The organism is Sphaerisporangium flaviroseum, assembly GCF_039537005.1.
GTDB classification, from domain to species: domain Bacteria; phylum Actinomycetota; class Actinomycetes; order Streptosporangiales; family Streptosporangiaceae; genus Sphaerisporangium; species Sphaerisporangium flaviroseum.
In genome coordinates this window covers 1-15,004 of the sequence record NZ_BAAAZR010000040.1, presented here as the reverse complement: position 1 = coordinate 15,004, position 15,004 = coordinate 1, and the positions used below count along the sequence as shown (strand labels likewise).

At 71.2% G+C, this 15,004-nt stretch carries 11 protein-coding genes; 5 read left to right on the top strand and 6 right to left on the bottom strand.

Translation table 11 applies throughout. From position 1 onward, the window contains the following. The first annotated feature begins 140 nt into the window (after positions 1-140). Together ABD810_RS33915 and ABD810_RS33910 are read left to right on the top strand one after the other, a co-directional pair. A complete protein-coding gene (locus tag ABD810_RS33915) occupies positions 141-1,640 on the top strand; it encodes a serine/threonine-protein kinase (protein WP_344950382.1) in 1,500 nt (499 codons plus the stop codon). Next, a complete protein-coding gene (locus tag ABD810_RS33910) occupies positions 1,637-3,160 on the top strand; it encodes a hypothetical protein (protein ID WP_344950379.1) in 1,524 nt (507 codons plus the stop codon). Before ABD810_RS33915 ends, ABD810_RS33910 begins: the two co-directional genes overlap by 4 nt. Before the next feature lie 7 nt (positions 3,161-3,167). On the opposite strand, the gene rsmA is transcribed toward ABD810_RS33910, so the two are convergent. Further along, the gene (gene rsmA, locus ABD810_RS33905; RefSeq protein WP_344950813.1) at positions 3,168-4,025 is read right to left on the bottom strand and encodes a 16S rRNA (adenine(1518)-N(6)/adenine(1519)-N(6))-dimethyltransferase RsmA; all 858 of its coding nucleotides are present in this window, start codon (positions 4,023-4,025) and stop codon (positions 3,168-3,170) included. Between the two features lie 101 nt (positions 4,026-4,126). Here rsmA and ABD810_RS33900 point away from each other — a divergent pair, with 101 nt between their 5' ends. Beyond that, positions 4,127-6,019, top strand: a complete 1,893-nt coding sequence (locus ABD810_RS33900; RefSeq protein ID WP_344950376.1) for a serine/threonine-protein kinase — start codon at positions 4,127-4,129, stop codon at positions 6,017-6,019. After that, the gene (locus tag ABD810_RS33895) at positions 6,016-7,536 is read left to right on the top strand and encodes a VCBS repeat-containing protein (RefSeq protein WP_344950373.1); all 1,521 of its coding nucleotides are present in this window, start codon (positions 6,016-6,018) and stop codon (positions 7,534-7,536) included. The genes ABD810_RS33900 and ABD810_RS33895 overlap by 4 nt, the downstream gene beginning before the upstream one ends. Here the strand turns inward: ABD810_RS33895 and ABD810_RS33890 are convergent. The 4 genes from ABD810_RS33890 to ABD810_RS33875 all read right to left on the bottom strand — a co-directional run bounded on the left by ABD810_RS33890 (position 7,526) and on the right by ABD810_RS33875 (position 12,701). Next, positions 7,526-8,380 (bottom strand): resuscitation-promoting factor, encoded by an 855-nt coding sequence (locus ABD810_RS33890; protein ID WP_344950370.1) that lies wholly within the window; start codon positions 8,378-8,380, stop codon positions 7,526-7,528. The two genes, ABD810_RS33895 and ABD810_RS33890, sit on opposite strands and share 11 nt — an antisense overlap. A gap of 273 nt (positions 8,381-8,653) precedes the next feature. After that, entirely contained in the window at positions 8,654-9,508 is an 855-nt protein-coding gene (locus tag ABD810_RS33885; RefSeq protein WP_344950367.1) for a TatD family hydrolase, read from the bottom strand. Between the two features lie 62 nt (positions 9,509-9,570). After that, positions 9,571-11,352 carry a methionine--tRNA ligase gene (gene metG, locus ABD810_RS33880; RefSeq protein ID WP_344950364.1) on the bottom strand — a complete coding sequence of 594 codons (1,782 nt, stop codon included), beginning with the start codon at positions 11,350-11,352 and terminating at the stop codon, positions 9,571-9,573. A gap of 128 nt (positions 11,353-11,480) precedes the next feature. Next, positions 11,481-12,701, bottom strand: coding sequence for a glycosyltransferase family 2 protein (locus ABD810_RS33875; protein WP_344950361.1), 1,221 nt, complete (start codon positions 12,699-12,701; stop codon positions 11,481-11,483). Between the two features lie 110 nt (positions 12,702-12,811). Between ABD810_RS33875 and ABD810_RS33870 the strand changes: the two genes are divergently transcribed. Further along, positions 12,812-14,335: a hypothetical protein gene (locus tag ABD810_RS33870; protein ID WP_344950359.1), complete on the top strand. Its 1,524-nt coding sequence runs from the start codon at positions 12,812-12,814 to the stop codon at positions 14,333-14,335. Between the two features lie 22 nt (positions 14,336-14,357). On the opposite strand, the gene ABD810_RS33865 is transcribed toward ABD810_RS33870, so the two are convergent. After that, the coding region (locus tag ABD810_RS33865) for a dolichyl-phosphate-mannose--protein mannosyltransferase (protein ID WP_486387631.1) at positions 14,358-15,004 on the bottom strand (647 nt) is incomplete at its 5' end.

Genomic DNA, 15,004 nt, shown 5'->3' with positions numbered 1-15,004 from the left:
GCACGGGCTCACACGAACGACTCCCCAGCTCCGGCGATACATGCCTCCGATATACGACATGTACGTAACGCTGGGACAAACGATCGGGCAGCTGAGTTTGAATGTCTGTACGGTGACCATTCGGGGGCCACGGGGTGACGGTGAAGGAGACATCCATCGACGGCCAGAGCATCGCCTCCCCGCTGCAGAAGGGCGATCCCGCCGAGATCGGGCCGTACAAACTGGTCGGCAGGCTCGGCGAAGGCGGCATGGGCACCGTCTACCTGGGCACCTCCGCGAGCGGGCGGCAGGTCGCGATCAAAGTGGTGAAGCGGCGGTTCACCGAGGACGCGGGGTTCGCCGAGCGGTTCCGTTCCGAGGTCGCGAGCGCGCGCAAGGTCGCCTCGTTCTGCACGGCCAGGGTCCTCGACGACGGCGTGGCCGAGGACGGGCGGCCGTACATGGCCACCGCCTACATCGCGGGCACTCCGCTCTCCACGCAGATCGCCGAGTACGGCCCCCTGGACGAGTCCCCGCTGGTCGGCCTGGCCTTCGGGGTCTGCGCCGCTCTCGCCGCCATCCACGCCGCCGGGCTGGTCCACCGCGACCTCAAGCCCGGCAACGTGATCCTGTCCACGACCGGGCCCCGGGTCATCGACTTCGGCATCGCCCGTGCGCTGGACGGGCGCACCGGCCCGACCCTGACCGGCGAGGTGGTCGGCACCCCTGGATGGTGGGCCCCCGAGCAGCTCGACGGGCGGCCGGTCACCCCCGCGACGGACGTCTTCGCGTGGGGATGCCTGGTCACCTTCGCGAGCACCGGGCACCATCCCTTCGGCGACGGCGACCCGATGACGGTCGCCTACCGCACCCTGAACGAGAAACCCGACGTCCGGGGCCTGCCCGAGCCGCTCGACCATCTGGTGCGCCGTGCCCTCGACCGTGACCCCGCCTCCCGTCCCACCGCACAGGAACTCCTGCTCGCCCTGATCGGGGGCGACGCCGTATCGGACGGCCCCTCCACGCGCGTTCTGGAGGCGATGTGGGAGCCCCCGGACAATCTGCGCGCCCCCGAGGCCACGGATCCGCCGGGACGAGGGCCGGGCCGGAGCCGGCGGCGCAGGACCCGGGCGCTCCTCGCGCTCGTCTCCGCGCTGGCCGTGGGCGCCGCCCTGGTGGGGACGGCCTGGTGGGTCTACACGGCCAACGGCGGGACGTGGACGCGTGAGGCGGACGGCCCGACCCGGGTGAACGACATCGGACGGCACATCCTCGTCGGCGACCAGGGCCTGCAGATCGTCCTGCACGAGCCGCCCGACTGCGGCCGGCCGCGCCAGGTGAACGGCGAGGAGGTCCCGGACCAGCAGTCCTGTCACGCCTACTGGTTCGTCCTCAACATGGGCGGGACCCCGATCAGGCTCGCCGGATTCCTCGACCTCGTCGACGACCGGTCCAGGCGGTACAAGGTGAGCCGCGTCATCCGCGCCGACGACGCCCTTCCCCCCGGCACCGGCTCGGTCGCGCGAAGCGGGGCCGTCGACATCCAGCCGGGCCAGGTGCTCTCCTTCGGCGGCGAGTACGCCATGCCCGCGGGACAGGTCCCCGTCGCGCTGGCCGGGCAGGTCATCAGCGGCGGAGAGAGCATCGAGGTACGGCTGTGAGACGGCTCCTGCTCGCGTTGATCGTGTTGTGCTGCGCCCTCGGCGCCGTTCCCGCCCACGGCTCGGCCCCGGACGACTGCTCCCGCGCCGGCACCGCCGACTTCGACGGGGACGGCCTCAACGACGTCGTCGTCGGCGATCCGTTCGGGGAGCCCCCCGACAGGTGGTCCGGAGGAGGGCACCTGTTCTTCCTTCGCGGTACCGGCGAGGGGTTCCCCAAGGTGCGGGGCGTGCCCTTCATCCGCAACGGCGGGCTGAGCGGCTGGATCGCCCGTGCGGGTCACATCGACGGCGACCGCTGCCTCGACCTCGTGGTCGGGAGCCCGTACTGGTGGGGCCACGTGACACAGGGCGCCGACGGCCGCGTCACCTCGGTCCCCGGCGCCGGGAACGTCTACGTCTACTTCGGCGGCAGCGACTTCGGCGGTTCGAACGCCGGCCGCATCGAGCTACGGGCCCCCGAGCAGCGCAACGGCGCGCACTTCGGCTGGTCGCTGGCCGTCTCGCCGGGCACCATCGCGATCGGCGCGCCGTATGAGGACGCGGACGGGATCCCCGACTCCGGAGCGGTCTACCTCTACGACCTGGGCGGCCCCGACGGGCGCCGGCCGGGCGCCCCCCGCCGGATCACCCAGCAGACGCCCGGCGTCCCCGGCAGCGGCGAGGCCGGCGACCTGTTCGGCTGGTCCGTCGCCCTCGGCACGATAGGTGGCGGGCCGGGCCAGGACCTCGCCGTCGGCGCACCGTACGAGGACAGGGATGACGCCGGCACACCCATGCTCGACGCGGGAGCCGTGACGGTCCTGTACGAGGCGAAGGTGGGACCGGCGACCGCCTATCGCGGCACTGGATGGAACCTTTCCCAGCTCACCACCACAGTGCGGTCCCAGGCGGGCGATCTGTTCGGCCACTCCCTGGCCTACGGCGAGAGCGGCGAGTCGAGCTACCTCGCGGCCGGCGCTCCGCACGCCGACCCCGGCGAGGTGGACGACGCCGGGGTGGTCCAGCTCATCCGGGGTGGCCGAACCGCCACGCAGCCGGTGGCGGGCGGGACCCTCTGGCAGGGGTCGGCCGCCGTCGCGGATGTCTCCGAGCCGCGCGACGCGTTCGGGTTCTCGCTCGCCTTCTCCGGTACGGACCTGGTGGTGGGCGCTCCGTTCGACGGCGAAGGCCCGCACCCCGAGACGGGCGCGGTACACGTGATCTCGGTCTTCGGCCCGGGAGGCGGCACGGGCGGGGCCGCCGGCCTCGACATGCGCGCCTGGCGGCCCGGGCGCCTGATCAGGGCCGCGACACCGCAGACGTACGACCACTTCGGCTGGTCGGTCAGCGGCGCGGGCGGTGGATGGCTGGTCATCGGCGTGCCCGATCGCGAGAAGATCGGCGCGGTCGCGCTCGCCCCGCCGGAACGTGGCGCCGCCCAGATGCTCCACCCCGGCGACGGGAGCGTCGCCCTGTTCAACCAGAGCCGTCACAACACGGTGCAGGGAATCGACTTCGGCGCGACCGTCGCGGGGTAGCGCGGGGTCAGGGGCGGTTCTCCGCGATCCTGGCGAAGTCCTCGACGCGGAGCTGCTCCCCCCGCTCGGAGGGGGCGATGCCCGCCGCCCGGAGCGCCGTCTCGGCCGCGGCCGCCGTGCCCGCCCAGGAGGCGAGCGCGGCCCTCAGGGTCTTGCGGCGCTGGGCGAACGCGGCGTCGATGACCGCGAAGACCTCCTCGCGGGTCGCCGTGGTCTCCGGATGGTCGCGCCGGGACATGGCCACCAGCCCGGAGTCGACGTTGGGCGCCGGCCAGAAGACCGTGCGGCCGACCGGTCCCGCGCGGCGCACGTCGGCGTACCAGGCCGCCTTGACCGACGGCACTCCGTACACCTTGGAACCCGGGCCCGCGGCCATGCGGTCGGCCACCTCGGACTGGACCATCACCAGCCCCTTGCGCAGCGAGGGAAGCACCTCCAGCAGGTGGAGCACGACGGGCACGGCCACGTTGTAGGGCAGGTTCGCCACCAGTGCCGTGGGCGCCTCGCCGAGCTCCTCCGGCCGTACGCGCATCGCGTCCGCCTGGACGACGGTGAGCCTGTCGGCCAGGGACGGAGCGCGGTCGGCGACCGTCAGCGGGAGCTGGGCGGCGAGGACCGGATCGATCTCGACCGCGATCACCCGTCGCGCCTCGGGGAGCAGGGCGAGCGTGAGCGATCCGAGTCCCGGCCCGACCTCGATCACCACGTCGTCGGGTGATATCTCGGCCACCCTGGTGATGCGCCGGACCGTACCGCCGTCGATGACGAAGTTCTGCCCGAGCCGTTTGGTCGGGCGAAGATCGAGCTTGTCCGCCAAATTACGTATTTCTACCGGGCCAAGCAGGTTAACAATTGAACTCCCCATCCACCCAGTGTCCCGCACCGAACAGTCTCCAGAGGAAGGTGACAAAACACCTCAACCGTTTTAGCAGTGGTAACTGATCTTCAAGCGGGAGGAAAGTGGGCATGGGTAACGTGGCCGCGCCCGGAAGCGAGGAGGCGTCGTCAATGGACCGTGCCGGTACGGAGCCGTTACATCCGAACGACCCTCCGCGGATCGGGCCCTACAGATTGCTCGGCCGGATCGGCCAGGGCGGCATGGGCACGGTGTACCTGGCCGAGGCCCCCACCGGCAGGCCCGTCGCCGTCAAGGTCGTCAAGACCGAGTTCACCGTGGACGAGGGCTTCGCCGTACGCTTCCACGCCGAGGTGTCCAACGCCCGCCGGGTGGCGTCGTTCTGCACCGCGCAGGTGCTCGACAACGGCAACGCCGACGACGGCCGGCCGTACATGGTCACCGAATACATCCCCGGTACCCCGCTGTCCCGGCAGATCACCCGGTACGGAGCGCTGGAGGCCGGGACGCTGCACGGTGTCGCGCTTGGCGTGGCCGCCGCCCTGGCGGCCATCCACGTCGCCGGCCTGGTGCATCGCGACCTCAAGCCCGCCAACGTGATCCTGTCGATGTCCGGTCCGCGCGTGATCGACTTCGGCATCGCCCGCGCCCTCGACGCGACCCAAGGGGTGACGAAGTCGGGCGAGCTGCTCGGCAGCCCGGGCTGGTGGGCGCCGGAGCAGGTGCGCGGCGAGGAGATCACCCCCGCCGCCGACGTCTTCGCCTGGGGATGCCTGGTCGCCTATGCGGGCAACGGGCGGCACCCGTACGGGCGCGGCGACATGATGACGCTGGCGGGCCGCGTGCTGACCGGCAAGCCCGACCTGGGGACGCTGCCCACGCCGCTCGACAGGCTCGTACGGCTGGCCACCGAGGCCGATCCCCAGCGCAGGCCCTCCGCCCAGGACCTGCTGATCGCGCTGGTGGGCGGCGACATCGCGAGGCCCGCGCCCGCGCCGGCGGGGACGCCGGCACTGGTGCCGGTCGACCCTCCGACGCTCGTGGCCACCGAGATGCTCAGCGAGTCCTGGGAGCCCCCGGCCAACGTCGCCGCGGCCGTCCCCGCAACCAGTGCCCCCACCGATCCGGACACCGACGACACCCAGCCGGGCGCGTCACTCCCGAGGACCCCCTTCCCCATCGGCGGCCTGGCCTCCACCCCGCCCGCGCCCCTTCCGGCCTCCGCCGCTCCGCCCCCCGCGGCACCCGCGGCTCCGGCACCCGCGGCACCCGCGGCTCCGGCACCCGCGGCTCCCGTCCCGGCCACCGCCGCGCCCGTTCCGGACCCGGTCGCCCCCGACCCCGTTCCCGCCAACCCGGCCGCCGCCGTTCCCGCTCTCGGCCACGCCAGGGTGCGGACGGACGACACCCAGCCGCCGACCGGCACCGCCTCCCACACGATCCCGTCCGTCTCCCCCGCTCCGGAAGCGGAGCGAACGCGACGCTCTCGCAAGTGGCTGGTGCCGGCGCTGACGGTGCTCGCCGGGCTCCTCGTCACGGGCGGGGTGCTGGTGATGGTGCTCCCCGACCGCACGCCGGTCCGCGCGACGGGCGTGGCCGCCGTCTCGGCGCCGCCCTCGGCCACGCCCTCGACCGACGTGGGACGGCGGTTCACGATGGGTTCCTATCTCGAGGACCCGCAGTTCGTCATCCCGCGCCGGGCCCAGTGCAACCTCGGCTCGTACGAGGGCGCGACATCGCAGCGCGGCCGATTCTGCGTGATCGGATGGACGCTGATCAACCCCGGCGGCACGCCGGCCTCGACCGCCACCACGCCACCGACGTTGGTGGACGACCGCGGCGCCGAGCACGAGACCGCGCAGGGCTCCACGCCGTTGCCCGGCACGATCGCGCCAGGCGAGCGGGCCGACGGCGTCTTCGTCTACGATCTTCCCCCCACGCGCGGCGCGGCCACGCTGAAGGTGCGGGTCTCCGACACCAAAACGATCGAGGTACGGCTGTGACCCGGCGTTCTTCCTTCATGACCCCGCTGCTCGCCGGTCTCCTCTTGGCGTCCCTGGCGACGGTGGCCACCGCACCCGCCGAGGCGGCCGCGGCGGACTGCTCCAAGGCGAGCGCGAACGACTTCGACGGCGACGGGCGTGACGACCTGGCCGTGGGCGATCCGCTCGCGGACGCCGCGGGGGTGCGAGGGGCGGGATCCGTCCACATCCTGCCTGCCGGCGGGACCGGCACCGGCAACGGCCTGGCCGTCACCGCCGCGGACGCCCGCGCGGGCGACGCCTTCGGGTGGACGGTGCGGACGGCCCACGTCGACGGGGACAAATGCCTCGACGTCGTCGTGGGAGCCCCGTACGCCGACGCCGAGGGTGGCGCGGACGCGGGAGCGGTGTACGTCGTGCGTGGCGGCGCCTACGACGGCCGGGTCCCTCTCGAGGCGGTCAGGAAGATCACGCCGCCGCGTCCGGAGCGCAACGCCCACTTCGGCTGGGCGCTGGCCGCCGCCAGAGTCCCGGGCAGCCCGGCAGGAGTGATCGCGGTCGGGGCGCCGTACGAGGACGACACCCGTGTCACCGACTCCGGCGCGGTCTATGTGTACGCCGCGAAGCCGGACGGCGAGCCGGGTGCCGCCCACCGGATCACCCAGCAGTCCGAGGGGGTCGTGGGCAACAGCGAGGAGGGGGACATGTTCGGCTGGTCGCTCGTGCTCGGACGCATGGGCGGGCGGGCCGGCTCGGTCGACCTCGCGATCGGCACCCCTTACGAGAACGACGACGGCGTGGGCAAGCAAGGAGGGAACGCGGGGAAGGCCGACACCGGAGCGGTGGAGGTGATCTTCGACGCCGCCGAGGCGGGGAAGACCTACACCAGCGTGAAGTGGGGCATCCCCGAATCGGTGAAGAACGTCACCGAACACGCCGGGGACCGGTACGGATACGCCCTCGCCTATGCGGAGTTCGGCGGCACACCCTACCTCGCGTCGAGCGCCCCGCTCGCCGACGTGGGAAGCGTGACCGATTCCGGCCTGGTGCAGACGTTCCAGCCGGACAAGTCGGGAACCCTGCGGCCGGTCAGGACCATCCAGCTCGGGGCCGGCGGCCTGGAGGACCAGTCCGCCGAGCCGAAGGCCGCACTCGGCTGGTCGCTCGCCATGGTCGGCACGGAGAAGACCCTCTACCTGGCCATCGGCAGCCCGTTCGACTCCCGGAACGCGGTGGAGGCAGGGGTGATCAGGGCGGTGCCCCTGAGCGGTGACGAGGCCGGGCGGTCGCTGACGCTGGAGAAGCCGCACGCCTACGACCACCTCGGATGGTCCCTCGCCACCTTCGGCGCGGCCGACTCGTTCAGCGCCGGCACGGGCCTGCTCGCCGGAGTCCCGGACGAGACCTCCGCGCCGGGCGGCGCCGTCGCCCTCATCCGGGAGGGGGACCCGACCCGCCTGCTCACCCCCGGACGCCAGGGCGTGCCGGTCGTGTCCGGTGGTTCCTCGGCCGACTTCGGCGCCTCCGTCAGCGGATGAACAGGCGCGCGCCGCAGTTCGGCCACTGGGCGCGCCACCGGCCCGCGACCCGCTGGTAGAGCAACCGGGCACGGTAGGTCTGCTCGGTGGCCGGCCAGTCGAGCGGTGTCCTCGTGCCGCCGACCGCCTGCCACATCGGAAGGCTGAACTGGTACATGCCGTAGTACGGCCCGTCCGGGTTGAACGACTTGGGGTTGGCGAAGGTCTCGCAGCGCGCCAGGGCCGCCCAGTTGAGCGAGGACACCGACGGGCTGACCGCCACGGTGTGCACCGGAGCCGGTGGCGCCGCCGGGATGATGCGGATCACCTCGCTGTCCTCCGGGAACGTGCTCATCGGCGGGCGCACCCGATCGCCCTTGGCCAGAGTGATCTTCTGCTGGGTGAGCACGGCGCGCACCGTGCGCCCGGTGGTCAACGCGTCCAGCCGCACCCCGCCCCGGACGACGGTCACCCGGCGGTGGGTGCGGACGTCGAGCGCGAACCCGGACACCGGGATCTGCCGCATCCGGGAGGCCGACAGCGTCGCCATGCGCCCGCTCAGATTGAGCTGCTGGAGCGCCTCGCCCACGTTGAGCGCGGTGACGGTGTGCGTGCTCTTCCTGCCGTCCAGCGTGAGGACCAGCGGCCTGGCATGCCGTACGACGATCGAGGTGCCGTCACGCACCTGGTCGGTCCGGGCGGGATGGACCTCGTCGTGCGGGCCGACCTCCACCTTCACGGCGGCGAGCACGTCGCCCACGGTCGCGCCGAAGCTGCGTACCGTCGTCTCGCCGCCGTCGACGGCCAGCCGCACCTCCTTGGTCAGCACGACGCCGGTGAGCACGCCGAGCGAGACCCCCGCCAAGGCGGCGCACCCCACCCCCGTCCAGGGGGAGCGAATGCCGGAGCCCAGCCAGGTCGGGCGGCGCGGGGCACGGCGCGACCCGGCACGCCGGGCGGCCGGTCTGGATGCCGATGATGAGTCCACAACGCGTCCTTCGGGGTAGACCGGCTGCCGACGCTAGCGCCGCCCTCCGGACCCCTCAACCGGATCACCCAATCCAGCCTGTCACTTGACGGTCACTTGGCGTAACCGGCGTGACGACCGCGAGGGGAGGGGAAAGGCACGTGCCGATGGTCACCAGGCGCCGAAGACGCGCTCGCCGTTGGCGCTGACGGCACGGGACAACTCGTCCACGTCCATGTCCTTGACCTGGGCGAGGCAGCGCATCGTCAGCGGGATCAGGTAGGGCGCGTTGGGCTTGCCGCGGTGGGGCACGGGCGGCAGGTAGGGGGCGTCGGTCTCGACCAGGACCAGCTCAGGCGGCGTCACCCGGGCCGCCTCGCGGAGATCGGCGGCGTTCTTGTAGGTGACGGGCCCGGAGAACGACAGGAAGTATCCGGCGTCGACGCAGCGGCGGGCCATGCCGGCATCGCCGGAGAAGCTGTGGAACACCACCACGTCGGGCGCGCCCTCCTCGGCCAGGACGCGGAGCACGTCGTCGTGGGCCTCCCGGTCGTGGATCACCAGCGCCTTGCCCGTGCGCTTCGCGATCTCGATGTGCGCGCGGAAGGAGGCGTCCTGGTCGGCCCGGGACGCCCAGTCGCGGTAGTAGTCGAGGCCGGTCTCCCCCACGGCCCGCACGTGCGGCTCCCGCGCGAGCTTCTCGATCTCGGCGAGTACCTCCGGCGTCGCCGCGTGCGCCTCGTTGGGGTGGATCGCCACGCCTGCGTAGATGCCCTCGTGATCACGGGCGGTCTCGGCGTTCCACCGGGAGGAACGCAGGTCGTAACCGATCGTGACCAGCCGGGTCACGCCCACCGCCCGCGCCTCGGCGAGGATGCGCTCGACGCCGCCCGCGGCGGCCTGCGCGGCCAGCGCGACCGGATCCCCGGACGACGCCTTGCGGTCGCCGACCATGATGTCCAGATGGCAGTGGCTGTCGAACACCTCCGCGCCCAGCGGCGGCGGGGCGGCGGGAACGGTGGTCACTGGATGCTTCCCCTATCGATGACGTGTGCGAGCGGCTCGGCCCGCCGGCCCGTGGAAGTGGCTCAGTCGGCCAGGCGGGCGAGCTCCTCGTCGACCATCTTGGGGTCGAGCTTGACGAACAGCGGCGTCGGCGGCGCGAGGGGAGTGCCCGCCTGGATGGGCCGGGACTCCCAGGTGGCCTCGCCGTCGTACTCGCCGGTGATCACGGGGTAGGGGGCGCCACCGCCCTCGTCGACCTCGCGGATCTCCGGCATGCCCGACCAGACGCCCTTCCCGCCGAGCATGGAATAGACCTTGTTCGAGGAGCTCGGCAGGAAGGGGGTGAGCAACGTCTTGGCGTCGTCGACGACCTGGAGGGCGACGTGCAGGATCGACTTCACCCGCTCGGGGTCGTCCTTGAGCTTCCACGGCTCCTGCTCGGCGAGGTAGCGGTTGGCGTCCCGCACGACGTCGAAGGCCTCCGTGACGGCGTTCTTGAACCGGGACCTGCCCAGCTCGGCGCCGACGGCCGGGAACGCGCCGCTGCTGCGCCGCAGGAGCGCCCGGTCGGCGTCGGTCAGGTCGCCCGCGGCGGGCACCACGCCGAAGTTCTTCGCGGCCATGGAGATCGACCGGTTCACCAGGTTGCCCCAGGCGGCGACCAGCTCGCCGTTGTTCCGGTTGACGAACTCCGACCAGGTGAAGTCGGTGTCCTGGTTCTCCGGACCGGCCACCGAGATGTAGTAGCGCAGGGCGTCGGCGTCGTAGCGCTGGAGGAAGTCGCGCACGTAGATGACCACCTGGCGACTGGAGGAGAACTTGCGCCCCTCCATGGTCAGGAACTCGCTGGAGACCACCTCGGACGGCAGCGCCAGCTTGCCGAGCGACCCGGGCCTGCCGCCCCGCGCGCCCTCGCCGTTGTAGCCGAGCAGCATCGCGGGCCAGATCTCGGAGTGGAAGACGATGTTGTCCTTGCCCATGAAGTAGTGACCGCGGGCGTCGGGGTTCTGCCACCACTGCCGCCAGGCGTCGGGGTCGCCTGACCTGCGCGCCCACTCGATGGAGGCGCTGAGGTAGCCGATGACCGCGTCGAACCAGACGTAGAGCCGCTTGTCACCGCGGTCACGCCAGCCGTCGAGCGGGATCGGCACGCCCCAGTCGAGGTCGCGGCTGATCGCCCGGGGCTGCATGTCGCCGAGGAGGTTGAGCGAGAACTTCAGGACGTTGGGCCGCCACTCGCCGTGCTTGGACTGCAACCAGCTTCCCAGCGCCTCGGTGAAGGCCGGCAGGTCGAGCATGAAGTGCTCGGTCTCGATGAACTTCGGCGTCTCCCCGTTGACCCGGCTCTTGGGGTTGATCAGGTCGATCGGGTCGAGCTGGTTGCCGCAGTTGTCGCACTGGTCGCCCCGGGCGCCGTCGTACCCGCAGATGGGACAGGTGCCCTCGATGTAGCGGTCGGGCAGTGTGCGGCCCGTGGTGGGCGAGACCGCGCCCAGCGTGGTCTTCGGGAAGATGTAGCCGTTGTCGTAGAGACCCTTGAAGATCTCCTGCGCGACGGCGTAGTGGTTGTTCGTCGTGGTCCGGGTGAACAGGTCGTACGACAGGCCGAGGGCGGTGAGATCCTCCGCGATCACCCGGTTGTAGCGGTCGGCGAGCTCGCGGGCGCTCACGCCCTCCTTGTCGGCCTGCACCTGGATCGGGGTGCCGTGCTCGTCGGTCCCGCTGACCATCAGCACCTTGTTGCCCGCCATCCGCTGGTAGCGGCTGAAGACATCGGACGGCACGCCGAACCCGGAGACGTGGCCGATGTGGCGAGGGCCGTTGGCATAGGGCCAGGCGACGGCGGTCAAAATGTGCTGGGACATGGCTCAAGCCTAGAGGGCCGGGCACAGCGTATCGAACCCATTACGAAGGTTGCGCGGATCTCGCACGGGCCGGTGCGCCTCGTGACGGCGGCGCGTCCCAGCCCCTTGCGCGAGTGCCCGGCGGCGGGTCAGGCGGCCGTGGACTGCCGCTTGACGGCCTCGGCGGCCTCCTCCGCGGCCGAGGCGGCCACGTCGACCGGAGTCTCCTTGGTGCGGCGGATGCCGAGGATGCTGATGAACAGCGCCGCGAAGATGGTCTGGAAGCTCATGATGAAGGCGGTCGCGGACGGCACGACCAGGCGCAGCGACTCGGCGGGGATCAGCGCGCCGAAGTTGCGCACCTGCCAGTGGGCCAGCGACGCCACCAGACCGACCAGACCGGCGACCGCGAGCAGGCCTCCGGCGACCAGGCCCTTCTCCAGCGTGACCACGTCGACGAGGCGGGCGATGCGCCTGTCCTCGGGGAGGAAGCCCTCCTCGGCCGCGTAAACCTTGGTGAACAGGCCGAACAGCACCGCCTGGAAGCCGATCACGACCATGGCCGAGGCGCCCACCAGCGTGTCGACGTCGAAGGCCAGCTTGCCGATGTAGACCGGGCCGAAGGTCAGCGCGGTGCCCGCTATCAGGCCGAGGATCATCAGCGCCATGCCGGGGATGATGAACAGCCAGCGCGGGCTGTAGAGCAGCAGGAAGCGCAGGTGGCGCCAGCCGTCCCTCCACGAGCGGAGGTGCGGCGGGCGGGAACGGCCGTCGGGGCTCAGGACCGTGGGCACCTCGCGCACGTCGAGACCCTGCAGCGTGGCCTTGACGACCATCTCGCTGGCGAACTCCATGCCACCGGTCTGCAGGCCCAGGTTGAGGATCGAGTCGCGGCGGAACCCGCGCAGGCCGCAGTGGAAGTCGCGGATGGCGCTGGGGAAGAACAACCGGCCGATGAAGGAGAGCACCGGGTTGCCGAGGTATCTGTGCAGCGGCGGCATGGCGCCGGGCTTGATGCCGCCGCGGAAGCGGTTGCCCATGACCAGGTCGGCGCCCGAACGCAGCTCCTCGACGAAGGGCAGCAGCGCGGTGAAGTCATACGAGTCGTCGGCGTCGCCCATGATCACATAACGGCCGCGCGCGGCGCGGATGCCGCCGATGAGGGCGTTGCCGTACCCCTTCGCGTCGACATGGACCACCCGGGCGCCGGCGTCACGGGCGAGCTGCTGGGATCCGTCGGTGCTGCCGTTGTCGGCGATCACCACTTCGCCCTCGATGCCGTGCTCCGTCATGCAGGCCAGCGCCTTGCGGACACACGTTTCGACCGTCTCCGCCTCGTTCAGGCATGGCATGACCACGGTCAGTTCCACGTCGAACCCCTCGTTTGCGCCTCGATCATCCGGTGCGTAGGTAGACCATGATGCCCTCTGCCCCCAGGTGCTCGGGTCAAGTCCACGAAAGGGCTGGCATCCTGTAAACCATGGTGACCGTTGCCGAACCGGCGCAGGCCGATGTGCCCGCGCCCAGTAAGGGTGCGCGCCTTCTCGGGTTCCTCAAGCGGCGCCGCCTCTTCGTGATCGCCTTTGTGCTCGGCGCGGTGCTCCGAGTGATCGCGATGCTCGGCTTCCGGCCGGCGATGTGGTTCAACGACTCCTACGAGTACGTCTCGGTCGCGCTGCACCCCCGCCCCCACCCCATCCGTCCCGACGGGTACGGATTCTGGCTGCTGATCCTCAAGCCTTTTCACAGCTTCGCGCTGGTGGTCTTTACGCAGCACCTCATGGGCCTGGCCACGGCGGTGCTGATCTATGTGCTTCTGAGACGCAAATTTGGCCTGCCCGACTGGGGCGCGACCCTGGCGGCCCTGCCCGTGCTGTTCGACGCCTACCAGATCCAGCTGGAGCAGCTGATCATGTCGGACAGCATGTTCACCCTGCTCATCGTGGGCGTGGTCACGCTGATCCTCTGGCACAGGAGGATGTCGTGGAAGACGGGCGCGGTCATCGGCCTGCTGCTGGCCCTGACGGCGCTCACCCGCAGCATCGGCCTGCCCATCCTCGCCGTGGTCGTGGCCTTCCTGCTGGTCAAAAGGACCGGGTGGAAGCCGATCTGCGCGGTCGTGACCGCCTGTGCGGTGCCGGTCGTGGCATACATGGCGTGGTTCGCCGGCACCAACGGCCAGTTCGCGATGACCCAGAGCGACGGGCTCATCCTCTACATGCGCGTCGCGAAGTTCGCCGACTGCAAGAAGATCAAACCCGACCTCCAGCGCGAGCAGGACCTGATCCCGCTCTGCAACAACCCGAGCATCGAACGCCACCCGTTCTCGCAGCTCTACCTGTGGTGGAGGGGCGAGGGAGAGGTCCTGCACCGCTGGGGCACCGACAAGTTCGACAGCTCGATCAACGACCTGGCCGGCAGGTTCGCCAAGCGGGCGATCCTGGCGCAGCCCGGCGACTATCTGTCGGCGGTCACCGGCGACCTTCTGCGCAGCTTCCGCTGGGATCGGCCCGTCTTCCCCAACCCGGACACCTGGATGCAGTACCAGTTCTACAACCAGGGAAGGGTCACCAAGAACGATCCGGAAAGGCTGTACGCGTCGCTGCCCAAGTGGCCGAGTTACCAGGGCACGACCGACCGTGACCTGGTCACCTACGAGCAGGGGCGCGCCAGCACCAAGATCTACTGGCCCTGGGCCACCTTCATGGAGCGCTACCAGCGCATCTTCTACCTGCCCGGCCTGGGCGTGGGCATCGCCCTGCTGGTGGGCATCGTGGGCGCGGTGGTCCGCTGGCGCCGGCTGGGCGGCCCCCTGCTGCTGCCCCTGGTGGCCGCGGCGGCCCTGGTGGTCGCCCCCGCGGCCACCGCGGAGTTCGACTACCGCTACCTGCTGCCCGCCGCGCCGCTGGCCTTCCTCGCCGCCGCCATCGCCCTGCGTCACGGGGTGCGGCCGCCGCGCCGCGGGCGGCCGGCCGCCGCGCCCGCCGAGAAGGCGGCCGTCTGAGCCGGTTCGGAGCCTGGGACGCCTAGATCCAGCTGCGGAAGAGCATCCGCCGGTTCCACTCGTCGAACGGGATGAGCTCGGCCGAGAGCACCGGGTGCAGCCAGCCGAAGTTGACCACGGCCAGCAGCATGAACGCTCCCACGACCGCGGCGCCCACCGCCCTGCGTGTCATGTTCTCCTTCGCGGGTCCGATGAGGAGCCCGGCCGCGAGGGTGATCGCCAGGATCATGAAGGGCAGCATGGGGGCGGCGTAGAACAGGAACATGGTGCGGTGGTCGGCCACGGCGTAGTAGAACCAGGGCAGCCATCCCACCGCGTAGGCCAGCAGCACCGCTCCGGCTCGCCAGTCGCGGGTGGCCACGTACCAGGCGATCAGGGCGATCAGCGCGATCACCGCGCCGTACCAGATCACCGGCGTGCCCACCCCCAGCACGGCCTCCGAGCAGCGGTCGGACCCGCATCCCTTGACCTCCGCCGGGTAGTGGAACAAGACCGGCCGGATGAGCAGTGGCCACTGCCAGGGCCACGACTGGTAGGGATGCGTGGAGTCGAGACCGGTGTGGAATCCGAGCACCTGGAACTGGTAGTCCAGCCACGACCGTAACGAGCTGAAGATCCAGTAGACCCAGCCGCTGGAGGTGGCCTGGGCCCAGTTGCGCCCGTAGCCGT